This window comes from Xylanimonas sp. McL0601 (assembly GCF_049852175.1).
Taxonomy (GTDB): domain Bacteria; phylum Actinomycetota; class Actinomycetes; order Actinomycetales; family Cellulomonadaceae; genus Xylanimonas.
This window is the reverse complement of the sequence record NZ_CP187527.1, coordinates 2,293,125-2,312,861: the sequence shown is the minus strand read 5'-3', so window position 1 is coordinate 2,312,861 and position 19,737 is coordinate 2,293,125. Positions and strand designations below refer to the sequence as shown.

Genomic DNA, 19,737 nt, shown 5'->3' with positions numbered 1-19,737 from the left:
GGCGCTGCCTCAGTCGAGGCAGAACTCGTTGCCCTCGACGTCCTGCAGCGTGATGCACGACTCGTTCTCGTCGTCGGCGACCTGCGTGAGCACGTGCGTCGCGCCCAGCGCGAGCAGTCGCTCGCACTCGGCCTGGAGGGTGGCGAGGCGCTCCGCACCCACGAGCCCGGTGCCGGCCCGCACGTCGAGGTGCACGCGGTTTTTGACGACCTTGCCCTCGGGGACGCGCTGGAAGTACAGCCGCGGTCCCACGCCGGTGGGGTCGACGCACGCGAACCACGCGCCCTGGTCCTCGGGCGGCAGCGAGCGGTCGAAGTCGGCCCAGGTGGCGAACCCCTCCGGCGGAGGCGGCACGACGTACCCCAGCACCTCGCACCAGAAGCGGGCGACGCGCTCAGGGTCGGCGCAGTCGAACGTGACCTGGACCTGCCTGACAGTCGTCGTCATGGGCACACCCTAAGGGCGGGTGCTGGTCAGAGCCACGCCTTCGCGGGGCATGCCTTCAGCTCCCGCGGCGACCAGCCGCACCAGCAGCTCGCGCGTCGGGGGAGTGGGCGCCCCCAGCGTCAGCGCGAGCACGCGGCGGCGCGCGCCGGGCAAGGGGTGCGTGACGACGCCGCGCGCGTGGTGGGCGCGCAGCGCGAGGTCGGGGAGCAGGCTCACGCCGACGCCCGCGGCGACGAGCGCCTGCACCGCCATGGAGTCGTCGGTCTCGAAGGCGATGCGCGGCGCGAACCCCGCCGCTGCGCACCGGGCGACGAGGTCGGCGCGGCAGCGGGGGCACCCGGCGATCCAGTCGGCGTCGGCGAGCTCCGCCAGGCCGGGGGCCGCGCCGCCGTCGGACGCGCTGCCGTCGGACGCGGCCTCGGAGGCCGGGACCACCAGGTGCACCGGCTCGTCGAGCACCGGCGTCACGACGTACTTCGACAGGTCCTCCACGCTGCGGGCGTGCCGCACGTCGGTGTGCTCGAACACGAGCGCGACGTCGACCTCGCCGGCCTCCAGCGCGGCCACCGCCTCGGGCGGCTCCACCTCGACGAGCCCGACGCCGAGCCCCGGATGGTCGCGCACCAGCGCCGAGATCGCCGCCGGCACGATGGTGGCCAGCGCCGACGGGAATGCGGCCAGGCGAGCGCGGCCCGCGCGCAGGCCGGCGAGCGCGTCCAGCTCGCGTCCGACGGCCTCGACGCGGCCCAGGATCTCCTCGGCGCGGTCGGCCAGCAGGCGGCCCGCCTCCGTGAGCTGCACGCCGCGCCCGACGCGCTCGAGCAGGGGCAGGCCCGCCTCCACGTCGAGCCGTGCCAGGTGGTGGCTCACGGACGGTTGCGCGACACCGAGCTCGCGCGCCGCGGCGGTCAGCGAGCCGGTGCGCGCCACCGCGGCGAGCACACGCAGGCGGGTGAGGTCGAGGTCGGCGGGCATTCGCCCAGGTTACCGGCGGGGCAGGGCCGGTGGGTCTAGCCTGCCCCTCATGGCCCGCTACTTCGACGTGCACCCTGTCGACCCGCAGGCGCGGGCCGTCGGGCAGGTGACCACGATGCTGCGCGACGGCGCGCTGGTGGCCTACCCGACCGACTCCGGATACGCCCTCGGCTGCCGGATGGACTACCACGACGGCACCGAGCGGATTCGGCTCATCCGGCGCCTGGGAGACAAGCACCACTTCACGCTCGTGTGCGCGGACTTCGCCCAGCTCGGCCCCCTGGTGCACCTGGACAACAGCGCCTTCCGGGCGATCAAGGCCACCACGCCCGGCCCCTACACGTTCATCCTGCGCGCGACGCCCGAGGTGCCGCGCCGCCTGGCCCACCCGAAGAAGAAGACGGTGGGCGTGCGCATCACGGACAACCGGGTGGCGCAGGCGCTGCTGCACGAGCTCGGCGAGCCGCTGCTCTCCTCGACCCTGATCCTCCCGGGCGCGGCGGAGCCGCTCACCGACGGCTGGACCATCAAGGAAGAGCTCGACCACGTGCTCGACGCCGTCGTCGACGGGGGAGAGGTGCCGGGCCGGCCCACCACGGTGGTCGACTTCTCGGACGGGTACGCCGAGGTCGTCCGCGTCGGGGCGGGAGACCCGTCGCGGTTCGAGTGACAGGCGCCAGGGTCCGACGCCCCCCGTTAGGGTTCGGACCATGAGCGACGGAGGCCTGCAGCGCGCACGCGAGAAGATGACGGAGGCGGGCGTCGCGCCCGCCGCGATCGAGACGTTCACCCGGTTCTACCGGCTGCTGGAGTCGGGGGCCACGGGTCTGGTCCGGGAGGCCGACGTCGAGCCCCTGCCGCCCCTGGCCCGCGCGGCGGACCTCGATCTGACCTACGACGAGGCCGATGCCGCACTCGCGCAGACTGCGATCATCAAGCTCAACGGCGGCCTGGGCACCTCGATGGGCATGGACAAGGCCAAGTCGCTGCTGCCCGTCCGCCGCTCCGCGGAGGGCGAGGACCTCACGTTCCTCGACGTCATCGTCGGGCAGGTCCAAGCGGCGCGCGCCGCCACGGGCGCCCGCCTGCCGCTGATCCTCATGAACTCGTTCCGCACGCGCGACGACTCGCTCGCGCTGCTGGCGAAGTACGGCGACCTTGCCGTGGACGGCCTGCCGCTCGACTTCCTGCAGAACCGCGAGCCCAAGCTCACGGCCGACACGCTCGAGCCCGTCGAGTGGCCCGCCGACCCGGACCTCGAGTGGTGCCCGCCTGGGCACGGCGACCTGTACCCCGCCCTGCACGCGGCGGGCGTCGTGCGCGCGCTGCTCGACGCCGGCTTCCGGTACGCGAGCGTCTCGAACTCCGACAACCTCGGCGCCGCGCCGGACGCGCGGATCGCGGGCTGGTTCGCGGCGTCCGGCGCCCCGTACGCGGCCGAGATGTGCCTCAAGACGCCGGCCGACGTCAAGGGCGGCCAGCTCGTGGTCCGCACGGCCGACGGGCGCATCGTCCAGCGCGAGACCGCGCAGACGCACCCGGACGACCTCGAGATCAGCCTCGACCCGGCCCGGCACAAGTACTTCCACACGAACAACCTCTGGTTCGACCTCGAGGCGCTGGCCGCCGAGCTGGAGCGCACCGGCGGCGTGCTGGAGCTGCCGCTGATCCGCAACGAGAAGACCGTCGACCCGTCCGATCCCTCCTCGACCCCCGTGGTCCAGATCGAGTCCGCGATGGGCGCCGCCGTCGCCGTGTTCGCGGGCGCCACGGCCATCGAGGTGGGCCGCGAGCGGTTCCTCCCGGTCAAGACCACGAGCGACCTGCTCGTGCTGCGCTCCGACGTCTACGAGCTCACCGAGGACTGCCGGGTCGTCGCGCAGGTGCCGGCGCCCCTCGTGTCGCTCCCGTCGCCGTACAAGACCATCACGCGGTTCGACGAGCGGTTCCCCACCGGGGCGCCGTCGCTGCGTTCGGCCACGTCGCTGACCGTCCAGGGGGACTGGACCTTCGGCTCGGGCGTCGTGGTGGAGGGCGACGCCGAGCTGCCCGACGAGGGGTCGCCGACCGCCGTGCCGGACGGCGCGACCGTCACCGAGAAGGGTGTGGTCGCCGCCGGCTGAGGCCGGCCCGAGGTGACACCCGGGTGAACCCGCAGTGGCTCGCGAGCGACCGAGGCGGCGGAGTCCGGCGTGGCGGTCGACGCCGCCCCGGCGGTGCTGGGCGGCACGGCGCTGCTGCACTACGCCGGGTTCACCCGCTCGCCGCAGCACCAGCAGGTGCGCGCGCGGCTCCGGCGCGAGCAGCCCGAGCTCGTGGCCGCCGGCCTCAAACTGCACGCCACGCGCTGCGCGGACGGCTCGGTCCTGCTGGGCGACACCGCCTCCGACGGGCCGGTCCCGGGGCCGTTCCGGGACGAGGCGCTCGACGTCCTGCTGCTGCGCGAGGGGGAGCGGCTGCTGGGCGGCCCGCTGCGTGTGCTCGAGCGCTGGGGCGCGGTCGAGGCGACGGCGCCGGAGCCGTTCCTGGTCGCCCAGCCGCAGCGCGGCCTGCTGGTCGTGTCGGTGACGGCGAGCATCGGCCTGTCGACGGCGTTCGGCCTGGCCGCCCGCGCGCTGGACGGCTTCCTCTGACGCGTCGGGTCTAGCGCGTCAGGTCTAGCGCGTCACGACGGGACGTCGACCACGCGGCTCTCCCCTGGGACCGGGGTCAGGGCGCCCGCCGTCGCGGCGGCGACGTCGTCGGACAGCGCGGTGAGCTGGTCCGGCGGGACGAGGAGGCGTAGGCGCGCGACCTCGGCGTACTCCGTCGTGCCCAGGACGGCGCCGTGGGACGCGGCCCAGTCGCGGAGCACGTTGTCGAGGCGGCCGGCGTCGGCGTGGGGGACGTCGAGGCGGACCTCTGTCAGGACGCGACGGTGCACCGGCGTCGCCAGGTCCAGCGCCTCCGAGACCGCCGAGGAGTACGCGCGCACGAGCCCGCCCGCGCCGAGCAGCACACCGCCGAAGTACCGCGTGACCACGGCGACGACGTCGGTGACCTCGCGGTGGCGCAGCACCTCGAGCATCGGCACGCCCGCGGTGCCGGAGGGCTCGCCGTCGTCGGTCGAGCGCTGTCGGTCGGCGTGCGTGCCGACGACGAGGGCCACGCAGTGGTGCCGGGCGTCCCAGAACTCCTTGCGGACCTGCGCGACGACGGCGTCCGCCTCCTCGACGCTCCGCACGGGATGCAGGTGGGCGAGGAAGCGCGACTTCTTGATCACGAGCTCGTGGTCGACGGGCTCGGCGATCGTCGAGGGCAGGTCGCGGTCCACCGGGCGAGCGTAGCCGCGACGCGCCGAGACCATGTCACTCAGAAAAGTGTGCCAAGCGGCCAGAATCGCGCCATGAGCAGCGACGAGACCGCCCCGGAGGCCGGGGTCACGCCAGGTTCGACGACGACGCGCGGAGGCGGCGCCCGCGCCACCGGACCCGGGCGGTACCCCCGGCCGGTCGTGTCGCTCGAGGAGGCCGAGTGGGTGTGGCGCGAGCTCGGCGTCGAGGCGCTGCGCACGGGGAGCAAGCCCGAGGTGGTGCGTCTCGCGGTGATCGCCGGCCTGACGCGCGCGACGGGCGCCCGCTACGGCGACCTGCTGCGCGTGCGGGCCGAGGACCTCGACCTGGGGGAGCTGGGCGCGCACGCGGGGGAGGGGAGCGTCGTCGTGCGGCACGGCAAGCACCGCACCCTGCGTGTGCACCGGGTGCCGCCCGAGGTGGTGCTGGTGCTGCGGCACTGGATGGACGTGCGGCTCGAGCTCGCCGCCGAGCTCGAGGGCTCGGTGCCCCGAGCGCTGCTGCTGACGGTGCACCACACGCACGACAACGGGACGACGGTCTCGAGCGGCCTGCCCATCACCAAGCAGGGGCTGGTGCTGTCGTGGCGCCGGTTCGTGCTGCGCACGAACGCCCGCTACGGGGCCCTCCGCCCGCCGCTCCCGACGCGCTTCGAGCAGGTCCGCCGGGCGTGGACGGAGGCGGGTCTTCCGGACGAGGGCCGCGAGATTGTCCCCGCCGACGCCGGCGCCGCCGGCGCGCCCTGAGCCCGCGAGTGGAGAAACGAGAGCACGACGACATCTCTGTCTAGCAAAATAGTGTGCCAAGCGTCCAGAACCCGCTGAGCCATCACCGAAAACCAGCCTTGGAGCGGGGGGTCAGGCCTCCGTGCGGAGGCCCAGGAGGGGACCCGTCGGGGTCGAGCCCGGGAGCTCCTTGAAGCCGAGACGGTCGTAGAACGCGCGGGCGTTCGTGTTCGCCGGGTCGTAGCCGAGATGGACGCCCGGCACGCCCTGCGCCGCCAGCGCCGCGCAGAGCGCGGACACCAGCCGCCGCCCCCAGCCCTGGCGCTGCGCGCGGGGGAGCAGGTCGATGTGGAGGTGCGCCGGGTACGCCGCGAGGACGTCCGGCCGGACCCCGAGCATCCGCTCGGGGTGCGTGCCGTCGTGCCAGAGCTGCGCCTCGGTGTACCCCGGGCCGTCCGCGGGTGCGGGGGCCGGCGCGGGGTGGCGTACCAGGAACCCGGGCGTCCACTCGCGCTCCCACCGCTCGACGAAGCCGGCGGTGTCGGGGGCCGCGACGACGTACCCGACCAGCACGCCGTCGGGCACCCTCAGCCGGGCGTCCCCGTCGTCGAGCATGCCGTCCTCGGACGGCTGCACGACGACGAACGCCGTCGTGGGCTCGAGGTCCACGTAGGGCAGCGCGTACACCTCGGGCATGAGCAGGTCGTCGGAGTAGTTCCCGCGCGCGTCGCCGCCGGCGGCCGCGGTGCGGACGCACACCTCGGCGACGGCGGTGCGGTCGGGCAGGGCGTAGGGGCGGAGGGTGCCGCTCACTTGGCGTCGAGCGCCTCGCGCGCCGCGTCCTGCTCGGTCTTCGCCTGCGCCGTGGACAGCGCGCCGCCCGAGCTCTCCAGGTGCGCCCGGACGAACCAGTGGAACTGCTCGAGCTCGTGCAGGTGACCGATGAGCAGGTCGTTGGTCACGGGGTCGAGGCTCTCGGTGTCCGCGGCGGCCTGACGGTGCGCGGCGATGACGCCCTGGTACACCTCGTCGAGCGCGCCCAGGTGCTCGAGGGCGGAGGCGCGGCCGAGCGAGTAGTCGTCCCAGGTGCGCGCTTTCACGAGCGCCCCCGGCGTGCCGACCGGCGAGACGCCCAGCGTGGCGATGCGCTCGGCGATCGCGTCGACCATGAGGCGCACGGCGTCGACCTGCGGGTCGAGCATCTCGTGCACCGCGATGAAGTGCGGCCCGACGACGTTCCAGTGCACGTGCTTGAGCGTGAGGTGCAGGTCGTTCAGGGAGTGCAGCCGCTCCTGGAGGATGGCAGCGGCCTTGCCGCCGTTCTCCAGGCTGAGGGACGGGACGGTGAACCGGGGCGCAGCCATGGGACCAACCTCCGAAGTCATAGGGTCAGCTCTTTCTGTCATCCTGGGGCCGCAGCACCCACCACGCCAGCGCGAGCAGGGCCACCGCCCCGAGCGTGAGCGCGGCCGCGGACGACCCGCGCACAGCGAGTCCCAGCGCCCCGACCAGCACCGTCACCGCGACGACGACGCCGTCGCGCAGAGCAGACCGCCCCAGCGCCGCGAGCTCGACGCGTGTGGTCCACCCGACGGACCCGGCCCAGCTCCCGAGCCGGACCGCCACGTACCCGAGGGCGGCGAGCCCCATGACTACCGCCCCGGTCCCGGCGTCGCGCCCGACCACGCCGCAGAACACCGCCAGGCCGACGGCGACCAGCGCCGGCCGGTGGCTCGGCCGCCACAGCGCCGACGCCGCGAGCCCGACGGCGAGCAGGACCGCGAGCACCTCGGCGTCGGCGGGCAGTGAGGACCGCGCGAACGCCAGCAGCACGAGGACGGCCGGCAGCGCGGCCGCGGCGGCCCGCAGGGCCCACCCGGGGAGCCAGGCCCGGGTCTCGACCTTGACCCGCGGCATGCGGCCAGGCCCGGTCACCGCCGGGCTCCCGCGACGGGCCGGTGCCGCTCGGCGGCTCGCACCATGACCTCGAAGCGCGCGGCGGCGCGGTCCCGCTCGGACCCGGCCCAGCGCACCACCGGCACGCCCCGGGCGGTGAGCGCGCGCACGCGGTCGGCCCGCTCCATCGCAGTGATCCGCCAGGCCAGCGTCAGGTGCCGCTCGGGCACCGGGTGCACGTCGGGCAGCGTGTCGATGACGACGACGGGTACGCCCTGCTCGGCCCACGCCTCGACGAGGGTCAGCGGGGCGTCGTCGAGCAGCGTCGTGAAGAGGTAGACGATCGCGTCGGTGGGCACCTGCGGGGGCCGCACGCGGCGCGCGGGCGTCCCGACGGGCGCCGTGAGCGCGAGCGCGTGCAGGATGCGGCGCAGGTGCCGCTTGCCGGTCGCCGGGGTCAGGGGGCGGCGGCGGCGCGCGAGGTCCTCGAGACCGACTCGGTCGCCAGCGTCGACCAGCGCAGTCGCGACCGACGCGGCCGCGTGCCGCGCGAGGTCGAGGGACGTCGGCTCGTCGACGCGCAGCGGTTCCGACCCACGCCAGGTGCGCAGGTCCGGGCCCACGTCGTCGCGGGAGTCGAGCACCAGCACGGCGCCGGCCTCGGCGGTGGCGAACGTGCGGCGCACGTAGAGCGTGTCGAGCGTCGGGGAGCGGCGGGCGGTGGCGCGCCAGTCGACGCGGCGGAGACGGTCGCCGGGGCCCAGGGGGTGCACGTCGCGGAGCTCGGAACCGTCGCCGAGCCGGCGGGACGTGCGCGGGCCCGTGAGGCCGCGCAGCCGGCTCGGCAGAGGCACGCGGCCCAGCCGCGAGGCCTCGGGGAGCACGAGCCGGTCGGGCGCCCCGAGGCGCTGGGGGTCCTCGGCCGACGCGCCGAGGGGGCCGTACCCGCGCACGTCGGCGCGGAACGTGGTCTGCGGCCCGGTCCGCACGGAAGACAGCCGCAGCGGCAGCTCACGCTCGCCCTGGCCGGGCACGACGACGTCGGCGGGCCGGTGCCCGGGCGCGAACACGCGCAGGTGCACGACGTCGCTGCCCGCCGCCGCCGTCAGGCGCAGGGTCTCGGCGATCTCGCCCGGCACGGCGGAGGGGCCGCCGCCGTCGAAGGCGGCGGACGTGCGCCCGACCGGCAGGCCCAGACGGCCGAGCACCGCGCCCAGCACGAGCGGCACGCCCAGCAGCGCGACGTCGGCCCGTCCGAAGAACACGCCGACGGCGAGCGCGCTGAGCCCGACGGCGGCCGCGCCCGCCGCCGCCTGCGTCGGGCGCCAGGTCATGGCCGCGCCACCGTGGCGGGCCCGGCCACCGTCCCGAGCAGCTCCTGCACGACGCCCTCGGTGCGCACGGCGGACGCCCACGCGGTCGGGGTGAGGGTGAGGCGGTGCGCGAGCACGGGCACCGCGACGCGCTTGACGTCCTCGGGCAGCGCGTAGTCGCGCCCGTCGAGCACGGCCACCGCGCGGGCGAGCAGGAGGAGGTTCTGCGAACCGCGCGGCGACGCGCCGACCTCGAGCGACGCGTGCGCGCGCGTGGCTGCGGCGAGGTCGACGCAGTAGCGCACGACGTCGTGGTCGACCTCGACGGCCTCGACGCCGGCCTGCATGGCCAGCACGGTGGCGGCGTCGACGACGGGGCGCACGGGCGCGGCCTCCTGCCGGCGCGCGACGCGGCGCAGCAGCACCTCGGACTCCTGGTCGCGGTCGGGGTAGCCGACGGCGAGCCGCACCATGAAGCGGTCGAGCTGCGCCTCGGGCAGGGGGTAGGTGCCCTCGTACTCGACGGGGTTGGACGTCGCGACGACGTGGAAGGGCCGGGGCAGCGGCCGGGTGGTCCCGTCGACCGAGACCTGGCGCTCGGCCATGGCCTCGAGCAGGGCCGACTGCGTCTTGGGCGCGGTGCGGTTGATCTCGTCGGCGAGGAACAGGCCGGTGAAGACCGGGCCGGGCCGGAACTCGAAGGCGCGGCTCGCGGGGTCGAAGACGGAGGAGCCGGTGATGTCGCTCGGCAGCAGGTCGGGCGTGCACTGCAGGCGGGCGAAGTCGAGGCCGAGCGCGGTGGCGAGCGAGCGGGCTGCGAGCGTCTTCCCCAGGCCGGGTACGTCCTCGAAGAGCACGTGCCCACCGGCCAGCACGGTGGCGAGGGCGATCTCCAGCGCGTCGCGCATGCCGACGACGGCGGTCGCCACCTCGTCGAGGACCCGCCGGCCGAGCTCCGCGACCTCGGGGACGGGCAGCGGCGCGGGCGTGGGGAGAGCGGTGGTCATCGAGGGCTCCTCGGGTCGTCGGGCGCGTCGACCAGCCGGTCGAGCGCGCTGAACCAGGTCTCCAGCGTGCGCGGGTGCGCGGCACGCCAGGTGCTCAGGCCCGCGAGCACGTCGCGACCCAGCAGCTGCTCGGCGCGCGCGTGGTGCTCGGCGGCGTCGCCGGGTCCGCGGCCCCAGCCGGAGAGGTCGTCGTGCACGAGCCCGTCCCAGAGCACGCCGTGGACGGCGAGGCGGCGGGACGCGATGCCGCGGACACGACGCAGCACGCGTTCGGTGACGCTCCCGTCGCGCGAGAAGGCCGCCCAGCCCAGCTCGCTGACGTCCAGGCGGGCGCCCGGCCGCGCCTCGGCGGGCGGCTTGGGCCAGGCCTCGTCCCGGGGCGGGACGGACTGGTAGGCGAGGTAGGCGACGAGCGCGACGGCCGCGAGCACGGCGGCGTGCGGCGTGTCGAGCCACCCGGAGAGGGCGAGGCCTGCGGCGGCGAGTGCGAGCACGACGGTGGCGACGATCACGCGACGGCGGGTCACGGCGCCTTCCCCTCGAGCGCGCGGGCGATGGCCTCGAGCGCGCTGCGGGCCTGCGCCACCTGCGCCTCGGTGACGTGATGCTGCGTGAACCTGGCCTGCTGATAGAGGCGGCGCAGGACGGCGGTGTGCTCGGGCGGTGCGGCCGAGACGCCGAGGAGGCGCGTGGTGAACTCCGTGCTGGTCTCGGACGGGAAGCGCTCCCAGCCGTGCCGGGCCGCGGCGTTCTCGAGCTCGACCCACGCGGCGACGACGGCGTCGTGCGGCGTGCCCGCCGTGTCGAGGCGGGCGAGGGCGGCGCTGACGGCGTCGACGAGGGCTGGCAGGTCGACCTGCCCGCCCGGGACCGATGCCCCGCCGAGCAGGTCGAGCCCCACGTCCGGCGGCTTCTCCCGCTCGCGCCACTCGGCGATCTGCCTGAGCACGAGCCGGCCGAGGAAGAACGCGACGACGAGGGCCACGAGCACGAACGCGCCCACGAACCACGGTGTCAGGTCGGGCCCGGGAGCCGCCTCGATCGGCGGGAGGCTCGGGGCGCTCGGTTGCGACGCGAACGTCGGGGCCGGTCCGGGGGCGATCTGCACCCCGGGCAGGTCGAACCGCCACGGTGACCCGGCGGCGGCCGCGACCACGACGAGCGCGAGCAGCACGACGGCACCGATCGCTGGGACCGCTCGGCTGCGCACGGCGCGATCCTAGCGATCGCCCCCGCCTCCCGGACGCCGTGTCACCGGGTGGGACGTGCCCGGGTCAGCGCAGGACGAGCCCTTCGGCATGGACTCCCGCGACCGCGGCCGCGACGAACGAGGCGGGGTCGTCGTCGAGCCCGCGGCCCATGGTCGACAGCCGCGCGGGCGAGGCCGCGAGCGCCGTGAGGAGCTCGTTGTCGGCGGGGATGTCGATGCGGTGGAGGCGGTGGGGGAGGGTGGCGGCTTGGGTGCGGATGCGGGTGGTGAGGTGGGGGCCCCAGGCGGGGTGGCGTTCGAGGTCGGGGGTGGGTGCGGGGAGGGGGAGGTCGGCGGGGGTGAGGGCGACGCGGCCGTAGGCGGTGAGGGAGTGGTGGGAGATGCCGCGGTGGCGGTCGCGGGGGTCGGCGCCGGAGACGCGGAGGGATGCGATGGCTCTGCCGTGGAGGGTGGTGGTGGCGTTGATGGCTTCGCCGGCGGCGATGCCGGAGTAGCCCCAGCGGGTGCCGGTGCCGAGGTTGCCGGGGCCTTGGGCGACGATGGCGATGTCTGCGTGGGTGACGTGGTGGGCGGCGAGGAGGCCGGTGTGGACGGTGACGGCTTCGAGGTCGCCGCCGAAGGCTTGGCCGACGGTGATGCAGGTGTGGAGCCAGCCGGTGTTGCGGAGGGTGGCGATGGTGCGGGAGAAGGAGGCGGGGAGGGCGCCGCCGTCGGTCATGACGTAGGCGATGCGGGGGGTGGGTCGGTCGTGGCGTTGGGCGGCGGTGCGGGCGCCGGTGATGATGGCGGGGAGGGCGGAGTGGAGGTCGGCGACGATGACGGGGAGGCCGTCGAGGGTGTCGGCGTCCTGGAGGAGGTCGTGGTGGGGGGATTCTTGTTCGTCGACGCCGAGGACCATGGCTTGCAGGGGGGTGTAGCGGGCTTTGACGAGGTGGCCGGGTCCGGGTGGGGGGTCGGGGGGCAGGGTGCCGCCGGGTCCGACGACGAGGGCGTAGCCGCCGGTGCCGAGGCCGCGGGCCAGAGCGGAGCAGTTGAGGAGGAGGGTGTCGCCGGGTTCGGGGTCGCCGACGAGGCCGGTGTAGGCGAGGGCGCGGATGCGGGTGTCGTCGGTGGTGCGTCCGGGCAGGGGGGTGTCGAGGTCGACGGTGAGCTCGCGGGCGCCGGTGGTGCTGTTGCCCCAGGTGGTGCCGCGCGACACCACGGTGCCGGTTCGCCAGGTGATCACGCTTGGCAGGCTACCTGCGGTTAGCCTCGACTCGATGTCTGATGACCTTCCTGTGTCTGAGCCGGCGGGGCCGGGGGTTCCGCCTGCGGAGCGGCTGCTGAACTTGGTGATCGCGCTGGTGAACACGAGCGTGTCCATGTCGAAGCAGCAGATTCGTCGTGGGGTGGCGGGGTATGGGGATGCGCCGTCGTCGGAGGCGTTCGAGCGGATGTTCGAGCGGGACAAGGACACGTTGCGGGGCCTGGGTGTGCCGGTGGTGACGGTGGATGCGGGTGGGCACTCGGACGATGTGGGGTATCGGATCGACAACGAGGCGTATGCGTTGCCGCCGGTGGATCTGACGCCGGCGGAGCTGGGGGTGCTGGCGTTGGCGGCGCAGCTGTGGGGGGACACGGCGTTGCGGACGGACAGCTCGCGGGCGATGACGAAGCTGCGGGCGGCGGGGTCTGCGGAGGCGGAGGCGGATGCGTTGGCGGGTCTGGCGCCGCGGGTGCGGGCGGCGGGGGATGCGTATGCGCCGTTGCTGGATGCGGTGACGGAGCGGCGGTTGGTGCGGTTCCGGTATCGGGCGGCGAGCACGGGGGTGCTGGCGGATCGGCTGGTGGAGCCGTGGCGGATCGCGGCGCGCGGTGGCGGCTGGTATCTGGTGGGGCGGGACGTGGACCGGGCGGCGCCGCGGGTGTTCCGCCTGTCCCGTATCGAGGGCCGGGTGCGCGTGGGTGCGGAGGCGGGGGCGTTCGACATCCCGGCGCACGTGGATGTCGACGCGGCGTTGGGGGCGGGTGCGGGGCACGAGCGGACGGCGGTGCTGGCGGTGGTGCCGGAGCGGGCTTCGGCGGTGCGGGCGCGTGCGGTGCCGGTGCCGGACGACGCCCTGGGTGGCGTGGCGGTGGTGCCGGAGGGTCGTGATGTCGTGGCGGTGCCGTTCACGTCCGTGACGACCCTGGCCGAGGAGCTTGCCGGGTATGCGGACGCGGTGGTGGTGCTCGCCCCGTCGGAGCTGCGTGCGGAGGTGGTGCGGCTGCTGCAGGCGGCCGCCGGCCTCGACACCCTGGGGGGCGGCCGTGGCTGAACGCGCCGACGACCGGCTGGTGCGCCTGCTGGGCCTGGTCGCCTACCTCGACGGGCACGGCCCCGTCCCCGTCCCCGAGCTGGCGGAGCGGTTCGGGGTGTCCGAGAAGCAGATCCGTGACGACGTCGACCAGCTGTGGGTCACCGGCACGCCCGGCTACTGGCCGGACGACCTCATCGACTTCGACGCCGACGCCGTCGAGCGGGGCGTGGTGCACCTGACCAACGCGCGCGGCCTGACCCGCCCCCTGCGGCTCGGCACGCGGGAGGCCGTCGCGCTGGTCGCGGCCTTGCGCGCGCTGCTCGACTCCCCGGCCGTGCAGGCCGATGCGGGCCGTGCCCAGCTGGTGCGCTCCGCGCTGGCCAAGCTGTCGGCCGCGACCGGTGAGGCCGCGAGCGCCGTCGACGTGCGTCTGGTGCACGAGGGTGATCCGGAGGTGCTGCAGGCGGTGACGGGGGCGTTGGCGGGGCGGCGGCGGCTGCGGATCCGGTACGTGAACGCGGCGGACGTGGTGGGGGAGCGGGACGTGGACCCGGCGCGGCTGCTGACGCAGGACGGGGCGGCGTACCTGTTGGCGTGGTGCCATCGGGCGCGGGGGCGGCGCACGTTCCGGCTGGACCGGGTGCTGGCGGCGCAGGTGCTGGACGTGCCGGTGGATGCGGTGCGGGTGGCGGAGGTGGACCGGGACGTGGACGTGGCCCGGTCGGTTGCGGGCGCGGGGCTGGAGGCGCCGACGGTGACGGTGACGTTCGCGTCGCCGGCGCGGTGGCTGGCGGAGGAGGTGCGGTCGGAGGAGGTCACGGAGCTGGCGGACGGGGCGTTCGCGTTGCGGCTGCGGGTGACGAACCCGGCGTGGCTGCGCAGCGTGCTGCTGGCGGCGGCGCCGATGGTGCTGGCCGTGGACCCGCCGGACGTCGCGGCGCAGGTCGCGGCGGCCGCGCGGGAGGCGCTGGCCGCCTACGGTGTCGTGGGGCTGACCGCTTAGGCTGGCCGGCATGTGGTGGCTGCTGTGGGGCGTGCTGGTGCTGGGCACCCTGGTGGGCGCGTTCTTCCTGGGACGGGACCTGTGGCGCAAGGGGGTCGCGTTCCTGCGGGCCGCGGGGGAGGCGTCGGAGAGGCTGGCGGTCGCGTCGGCGCGGATCGGTGACGCCGTCGAGCAGGCGCAGGCGAACGCCCCCGACACGGGCCCGACCCTGTTCGACGACCCGACGACCCTGTACGCGCGGGTCGCGGCGCAGCGGGCCGCGCGGGCGGGCCGGGCGGCGGCGCGGCGGGAGAGGCAGTGGGCGACGGCGCGTGGCTGGTCAGTGGACGCGTGGCTCGCGGAGCGTACTCGGAGCAAGGCGGCGTCGGGCGGGTCGTGACCGCGTAGGATCGCACCCGATCGACGAGAAAAGGAGCCCCATGTTCCGCAACGGCCTCCAGACCTGGCACGTCCTTGTGATGCTGGTCATCATCTTCCTGCTGTTCGGGGCGAACCGGCTCCCGGGCCTGGCGAAGAGCGTGGGCGAGTCGCTGAAGATCTTCAAGAAGGAGATCAAGGACCTGGCCGACGACGGCAAGGACGACGGTACGGACGCCGGCACCCCGGTCGCCCCGGCCGCGCCCGCCGCCCCGCCCGCCGCCACCACCCCGAGCACCCCGGACACCACGCCGGGTGCCGGCGCCGACGGCGGCACCATCCCCGGCCTGGTCGACCCCAACCACCCGAGGGGCTAGCCCGTGCCCGGCACCCGCAACCCCGAGGGGCGGATGCCGCTGCGCGAGCACCTGCTGGAGCTGCGCAAGCGGCTCTTCCTCGCGTCCTGCGGGCTCGTGGTCGGGGGCGTGGCCGGGTGGTTCTTGTACGACCCGCTGCTGGCCGTGCTGCGCCACCCGCTGGACCTGGCGGCGTCGACGCAGGGCAAGCAGATCTCGCTCAACTTCACGGCGCTCGGCTCGCCGCTGGACATGCAGATCAAGGTCGCCCTGTTCCTCGCGGCGATCATCACCGCCCCGTGGTGGCTGTACCAGCTGTGGGCGTTCGTCACGCCCGGGCTTACCCGGCGCGAACGGCTGTACGCCTACTCGTTCGTGGGCGCCGCCGTGCCGCTGTTCATCGCGGGGCTCGCGCTGGCCTGGTGGGTGCTGCCCCACGCCGTGGACATGCTCACCGCGTTCATCCCGCAGGGCACCAGCGGGCTGTTCACCGCCCAGGAGTATCTGAGCTTCGTCATGCGGCTCCTGCTCGCGTTCGGGCTCTCGTTCGTGCTGCCCGTGCTGCTCGTCGCGCTCAACTTCGCGGGCCTGCTGCGCCACGAGACCCTCGCCAAGGGGTGGCGGTGGGCGGTCCTGGTCGGGTTCGTGTTCGCCGCGGTCATGACCCCCACCCCCGACGCGTGGACGATGATCCTCGTCGCCCTGCCCATCTGCCTGCTCTACTTCGCCGCGGTTGGCGTCGCCACCCTCCACGACCGGCGCGCGGACCGGCGGCGCGTCGCCGCCGCCTCCTGAGCCGGTAGGCTGCGTCGCCGTGCCCGGCCCCACCCCGCCACCCGCGAGCGCCCCGAGGCGTCTCGGCGTCGTCGTCAACCCCACGGCCGGCAAGGGGCGCGGCGCCCGGGTGGGGCACGACGTCGTGGAGCGGCTGGTGGCCGCGGGGCACGACGTGTGGAACCTGTCCGGGCACAGCGCCGACCTGGCCCTGGAGCACGCCCGCCGGGCCGCGGCCGACGGGCTGGACGCGCTGGTCGTCGTCGGCGGGGACGGCATGGTGCACCTGGGGGTGCAGGCGGTCGCGGGCACGCCGACCCCGCTCGGCATCGTCGCGGTCGGCACGGGCAACGACTTCGCCACCACGCTCGGGCTGCCGGTGCGGGACGCGGCGCCCGCGGTGACGGCGCTGCTGGCCGCTCTGGACGCGGGCGCGGCCGGGGTGCGGGCCGTGGACGCGATCCGGGTCACCGGTGCGGGGCTGAGTGGCCGCAAGCAGGCCGGGGAGCCGCAACGCTGGGTTGCGGGGGCGGTGTCGGCGGGGCTGGACGCCGCGGTCAACGCGCGCGCGAACGCGATGGTGCGCCCGCGCGGCTCGGCCCGGTACGTCGTGGCGGCGCTGCGCGAGATCGCCGCCTACCGTGCCTGGCAGTACCGGCTGACGTTCGCGCACGTGCAGGGCGACGACGCCGCGCTCGCCGCGCTGGCCACCCTGCCCGGCTTCACCGACCTGGGGCCCGAGCCCGACGGCGACGGGCGGCGGCTGCGGTGGGAGTCCGCGGGGGCGCTGGTCACCGCGTCCAACGGGTCCACCCTCGGCGGCGGCATCCCCGTGGCCCCGCACGCCGAGATCGACGACGGCGTGCTGGACGTCGTCCTGGCCGGCGACGTCGGGCGCGGCGGGGCGTCGGTGCTGTTCCCGCGGATCCTGGCCGGCGGGCGGCACCTGGGGCACCCGCAGGTGCGGGTGGTGCACGCGCGGGCCGTCGACATCGAGCCCGGCGACGGCGCCGAGCACCTGCCGTCCGCGTTCGGCGACGGCGAGCACCTCGGCACCCTGCCGCTGCGGGCCGAGCTCGTGCCCGGAGCCCTGAAGGTGCTGGTGCGCTGACCGGGCAGGCGCCGCACGTAGGCTGACCACCATGGCCACCGCTGACGACGCCCTCAGCCCCGCCGAGCGGTACGCGGCCTCCCGGGCCCGCGCCACCCGCTCCCAGGTCGGCTCCGGGACCCGGCTCGCCGAGTTCCGCGCCTCGGTCGGGTTCGAGCTCGACGAGTTCCAGGTCGTGGCCTGCCAGGCCCTCGAGGACGGGCGCGGCGTCCTCGTCGCGGCGCCCACCGGGGCGGGCAAGACCGTCGTGGGGGAGTTCGCCGTCCACCTGGCCCTCGCCCAGGGCGGCAAGGCGTTCTACACCACCCCCATCAAGGCGCTGTCCAACCAGAAGTACGCCGACCTCGCGCGCCGGCACGGCGCCGAGAACGTCGGCCTGCTCACCGGGGACACCACCATCAACGGGGAGGCGCCGGTCGTCGTCATGACGACGGAGGTGCTGCGCAACATGCTGTACGCCGGCTCCGCCACCCTCGACGGGCTGCAGTTCGTCGTCATGGACGAGGTGCACTACCTCGCCGACCGGTTCCGCGGGCCCGTGTGGGAAGAGGTCATCATCCACCTCGCCGACCACGTGCAGCTCGTGTCGCTGTCCGCGACCGTGTCCAACGCGGAGGAGTTCGGCGACTGGCTCGAGATGGTGCGCGGCGACACCGCCGTCGTCGTCTCCGAGCGGCGGCCCGTGCCGCTGTGGCAGCACGTCGTCGTCTCCGCGCCCGAGCCGCACCTGAGGCACAGTGTGCCGCGGCTCATGGACCTGTACGCCGGGCACGTGGACCCCACCGACCCCGGGGTCAACCCGCCGATCAACCCCGACCTCAACCACGTGTTCCGCGTGTCCGGGCGGCGCACCGCCGGCGACGGCGACCGGCGCGGGCCCGGCGACCGCGGCTACCGGGGGCGCGGCGGCTACCGCCCGGGCGGGGCGGCCGGGCTGGCCCCGCAGCGGCGCACCCCGCCCCGGTTCGCCGTCGTCGACGCCCTCGACGCCGACGCGCTGCTGCCCGCCATCTACTTCATCTTCTCCCGCGCCGGCTGCGAGGGCGCCGTGCAGCAGTGCCTCGGCGCCGGGCTGCGGCTGACCTCCCCGCAGGAGGAGGAGGAGATCCGCCGCATCGTCGAGCAGCGCACGGCCACCATCCCGCCGGAGGACCTCGACGTCCTCGGCTACTGGACGTGGCTGCAGGCCCTGGCGCGCGGCATCGCCGCCCACCACGCCGGGCTGCTGCCCGTGTTCAAGGAGACCGTCGAGGAGCTGTTCGCCCGCGGCCTGGTCAAGGCCGTGTTCGCCACCGAGACCCTCGCGCTCGGCATCAACATGCCCGCCCGCTCCGTCGTGCTCGAAAAGCTCGTCAAGTGGGACGGCACCGCCCACCAGCCCGTCACCCCCGGCGAGTACACCCAGCTCACCGGCCGCGCCGGGCGGCGCGGCATCGACGTCGAGGGGCACGCCGTCGTCGTCGACCACCCCGGGCTCGACCCCGTCGCCCTCGCCGGCCTCGCGTCCCGCCGCACCTACCCGCTGCGGTCCAGCTTCCGGCCCACCTACAACATGGCGGTCAACCTCGTCTCCCAGGTGGGGCACGACCGCGCCCGCGAGGTGCTGGAGACGTCGTTCGCGCAGTTCCAGGCCGACCGCGGCGTCGTCGGCCTGGCCAAGCAGGCGCAGGCGCACGCCGAGGCACTCGCCGGGTATGACAAGGCCATGGCGTGCGACCTCGGCGACTTCGGCGCCTACATGACGCTGCGCCGCAAGATCTCCGCACGGGAGAAGGAGCTGTCCCGCGCCGCGTCCGGCACCCGCCGCGCCGAGGCCGTCGCCACGTTCGACCGGCTGCAGCGCGGCGACGTCGTCGAGGTCCCCACCGGGCGGCGGCGCGGGTACGTGCTCGTGCTCGACCCGGGCCGCGACGAGCGCGGGTTCGACGGGCCGCGCCCCACCGTGCTCACCCAGGAGAAGCAGGTCAAGAAGCTCACCCTCGCCGACGCCCCCGACGGCGTCACCGTCGTCACCCGGCTCAAGATCCCCAAGGCGTTCAACGCCCGCCGCCCCGACGCCCGCCGCGACCTCGCCTCCACCATGCGCAACGCCCTCGGCGCGTTCCGCGACGACGTCCCCGGCCGCGGTGCGCGCGGCCCCCGCCCCGGGCAGGGCCCCGGCAGACGGGCCGACGCCGCCTCCGACCGCGAGCTGCAGTCCCTGCGCGCCGCGCTGCGCGCCCACCCGTGCCACGCCTGCCCCGACCGCGACGACCACGCCCGCTGGGCCGAACGGCACGACACCCTCGCCGCCGAGCACGCCCGCCTCGTCCAGCGCATCGAGGGCCGCACCGGCACCGTCGCCCGCACGTTCGACCGCACCTGCACCGTCCTGGAGACCCTCCGCTACCTCGAGCGCGCCGCCGACGGCGAGCTGCACGTCACCGCCGACGGCACCTGGCTGCGGCGCGTCTACGCCGAGAACGACCTGCTGCTCGCCGAGTGCCTGCGCCGCGGCGCCTGGGACGGCCTCGACGCCGCCGGGCTCGCCGCCGCCGTGTCCACCGTCGTCTACTCCGGGCGCCGCGAGGAGGCCGCCGAACCGTACGTGCCCGGCGGCCCCCACGGCCGCCTCGCGCAAGCCCTCGACGCCACCACCCGCGTGTGGGCCGAGGTCACGGACCTCGAGGAGGCGCACGGCCTGGACGCCACCGGCGCGCTCGACCTCGGCATCGTCGCCCCCGTGCACCGCTGGGCCACCGGCAAGGGCCTCGACGCCGTGCTGCGCGGCACCGACCTCGCCGCCGGCGACTTCGTCCGCTGGTGCAAGCAGGTGGTCGACGTCCTCGACCAGCTCGGCCAGGCCGCACCCACGCCCGCGCTGCGCGCCACCGCCCGCAGGGCGCAGGACGCCGTGCTGCGCGGCGTCGTCGCCTACAGCAGCATCTGAGCACCGCCCGGCGCACGGCTACC

22 protein-coding genes are annotated in these 19,737 nt (G+C 75.3%); 11 read left to right on the top strand and 11 right to left on the bottom strand.

The window, feature by feature from the left end:
• Positions 1-9: 9 nt before the first annotated feature.
• Positions 10-447, bottom strand: a complete 438-nt coding sequence (locus ACO4JP_RS10670) for a VOC family protein (protein WP_425953672.1) — start codon at positions 445-447, stop codon at positions 10-12.
• 9 nt (positions 448-456) lie between these two features.
• Entirely contained in the window at positions 457-1,422 is a 966-nt protein-coding gene (locus tag ACO4JP_RS10665) for a LysR family transcriptional regulator (protein ID WP_425953671.1), read from the bottom strand.
• 49 nt (positions 1,423-1,471) lie between these two features.
• Here ACO4JP_RS10665 and ACO4JP_RS10660 point away from each other — a divergent pair, with 49 nt between their 5' ends.
• The 3 genes from ACO4JP_RS10660 to ACO4JP_RS10650 all read left to right on the top strand — a co-directional run bounded on the left by ACO4JP_RS10660 (position 1,472) and on the right by ACO4JP_RS10650 (position 4,055).
• The gene (locus tag ACO4JP_RS10660; protein ID WP_425953670.1) at positions 1,472-2,092 is read left to right on the top strand and encodes an L-threonylcarbamoyladenylate synthase; all 621 of its coding nucleotides are present in this window, start codon (positions 1,472-1,474) and stop codon (positions 2,090-2,092) included.
• A 40-nt stretch (positions 2,093-2,132) separates the two neighbouring features.
• A complete protein-coding gene (locus tag ACO4JP_RS10655) occupies positions 2,133-3,545 on the top strand; it encodes a UTP--glucose-1-phosphate uridylyltransferase (protein WP_425953669.1) in 1,413 nt (470 codons plus the stop codon).
• Between the two features lie 69 nt (positions 3,546-3,614).
• Entirely contained in the window at positions 3,615-4,055 is a 441-nt protein-coding gene (locus tag ACO4JP_RS10650; protein WP_425953668.1) for a hypothetical protein, read from the top strand.
• A gap of 32 nt (positions 4,056-4,087) precedes the next feature.
• On the opposite strand, the gene ACO4JP_RS10645 is transcribed toward ACO4JP_RS10650, so the two are convergent.
• Positions 4,088-4,768 (bottom strand): YigZ family protein, encoded by a 681-nt coding sequence (locus ACO4JP_RS10645; protein ID WP_425953667.1) that lies wholly within the window; start codon positions 4,766-4,768, stop codon positions 4,088-4,090.
• Between the two features lie 39 nt (positions 4,769-4,807).
• Between ACO4JP_RS10645 and ACO4JP_RS10640 the strand changes: the two genes are divergently transcribed.
• The gene (locus ACO4JP_RS10640; protein ID WP_425953666.1) at positions 4,808-5,500 is read left to right on the top strand and encodes a tyrosine-type recombinase/integrase; all 693 of its coding nucleotides are present in this window, start codon (positions 4,808-4,810) and stop codon (positions 5,498-5,500) included.
• Between the two features lie 111 nt (positions 5,501-5,611).
• Here ACO4JP_RS10640 and ACO4JP_RS10635 read toward each other — a convergent pair whose 3' ends face one another.
• The 8 genes from ACO4JP_RS10635 to ACO4JP_RS10600 all read right to left on the bottom strand — a co-directional run bounded on the left by ACO4JP_RS10635 (position 5,612) and on the right by ACO4JP_RS10600 (position 12,130).
• Complete coding sequence (locus tag ACO4JP_RS10635; RefSeq protein WP_425953665.1) at positions 5,612-6,292, bottom strand: GNAT family N-acetyltransferase; 681 nt, start codon at positions 6,290-6,292, stop codon at positions 5,612-5,614.
• Complete coding sequence (locus tag ACO4JP_RS10630) at positions 6,289-6,843, bottom strand: Dps family protein (protein WP_425953664.1); 555 nt, start codon at positions 6,841-6,843, stop codon at positions 6,289-6,291. The genes ACO4JP_RS10635 and ACO4JP_RS10630 overlap by 4 nt, the downstream gene beginning before the upstream one ends.
• Before the next feature lie 25 nt (positions 6,844-6,868).
• The gene (locus ACO4JP_RS10625) at positions 6,869-7,414 is read right to left on the bottom strand and encodes a hypothetical protein (RefSeq protein ID WP_425953663.1); all 546 of its coding nucleotides are present in this window, start codon (positions 7,412-7,414) and stop codon (positions 6,869-6,871) included.
• On the bottom strand, positions 7,411-8,709 hold the full coding sequence (locus ACO4JP_RS10620; RefSeq protein ID WP_425953662.1) for a DUF58 domain-containing protein: 1,299 nt from the start codon (positions 8,707-8,709) through the stop codon (positions 7,411-7,413). The genes ACO4JP_RS10625 and ACO4JP_RS10620 overlap by 4 nt, the downstream gene beginning before the upstream one ends.
• Complete coding sequence (locus ACO4JP_RS10615; RefSeq protein WP_425953661.1) at positions 8,706-9,695, bottom strand: AAA family ATPase; 990 nt, start codon at positions 9,693-9,695, stop codon at positions 8,706-8,708. Before ACO4JP_RS10615 ends, ACO4JP_RS10620 begins: the two co-directional genes overlap by 4 nt.
• Complete coding sequence (locus ACO4JP_RS10610) at positions 9,692-10,222, bottom strand: hypothetical protein (protein ID WP_425953660.1); 531 nt, start codon at positions 10,220-10,222, stop codon at positions 9,692-9,694. Before ACO4JP_RS10610 ends, ACO4JP_RS10615 begins: the two co-directional genes overlap by 4 nt.
• Positions 10,219-10,905 (bottom strand): DUF4129 domain-containing protein, encoded by a 687-nt coding sequence (locus tag ACO4JP_RS10605; protein WP_425953659.1) that lies wholly within the window; start codon positions 10,903-10,905, stop codon positions 10,219-10,221. The genes ACO4JP_RS10610 and ACO4JP_RS10605 overlap by 4 nt, the downstream gene beginning before the upstream one ends.
• 64 nt (positions 10,906-10,969) lie before the next feature.
• Positions 10,970-12,130 (bottom strand): DUF3866 family protein, encoded by a 1,161-nt coding sequence (locus tag ACO4JP_RS10600; protein ID WP_425953658.1) that lies wholly within the window; start codon positions 12,128-12,130, stop codon positions 10,970-10,972.
• Positions 12,131-12,164: 34 nt separating this feature from the next.
• Here ACO4JP_RS10600 and ACO4JP_RS10595 point away from each other — a divergent pair, with 34 nt between their 5' ends.
• The 7 genes from ACO4JP_RS10595 to ACO4JP_RS10565 are packed head-to-tail and all read left to right on the top strand — an operon-like array spanning position 12,165 to position 19,714.
• Positions 12,165-13,202: a helix-turn-helix transcriptional regulator gene (locus ACO4JP_RS10595; protein WP_425953657.1), complete on the top strand. Its 1,038-nt coding sequence runs from the start codon at positions 12,165-12,167 to the stop codon at positions 13,200-13,202.
• Positions 13,195-14,187 carry a helix-turn-helix transcriptional regulator gene (locus ACO4JP_RS10590; protein ID WP_425953656.1) on the top strand — a complete coding sequence of 331 codons (993 nt, stop codon included), beginning with the start codon at positions 13,195-13,197 and terminating at the stop codon, positions 14,185-14,187. Before ACO4JP_RS10595 ends, ACO4JP_RS10590 begins: the two co-directional genes overlap by 8 nt.
• Before the next feature lie 10 nt (positions 14,188-14,197).
• Positions 14,198-14,566: a hypothetical protein gene (locus ACO4JP_RS10585; RefSeq protein ID WP_425953655.1), complete on the top strand. Its 369-nt coding sequence runs from the start codon at positions 14,198-14,200 to the stop codon at positions 14,564-14,566.
• Between the two features lie 40 nt (positions 14,567-14,606).
• Positions 14,607-14,921: a Sec-independent protein translocase subunit TatA gene (locus ACO4JP_RS10580; protein WP_425953654.1), complete on the top strand. Its 315-nt coding sequence runs from the start codon at positions 14,607-14,609 to the stop codon at positions 14,919-14,921.
• A gap of 3 nt (positions 14,922-14,924) precedes the next feature.
• The gene (gene tatC, locus ACO4JP_RS10575) at positions 14,925-15,695 is read left to right on the top strand and encodes a twin-arginine translocase subunit TatC (RefSeq protein WP_425953653.1); all 771 of its coding nucleotides are present in this window, start codon (positions 14,925-14,927) and stop codon (positions 15,693-15,695) included.
• 19 nt (positions 15,696-15,714) lie between these two features.
• A complete protein-coding gene (locus ACO4JP_RS10570) occupies positions 15,715-16,785 on the top strand; it encodes a diacylglycerol/lipid kinase family protein (protein ID WP_425953652.1) in 1,071 nt (356 codons plus the stop codon).
• Between the two features lie 31 nt (positions 16,786-16,816).
• Positions 16,817-19,714, top strand: coding sequence for a DEAD/DEAH box helicase (locus tag ACO4JP_RS10565; protein ID WP_425953651.1), 2,898 nt, complete (start codon positions 16,817-16,819; stop codon positions 19,712-19,714).
• Positions 19,715-19,737 lie beyond the last annotated feature (23 nt).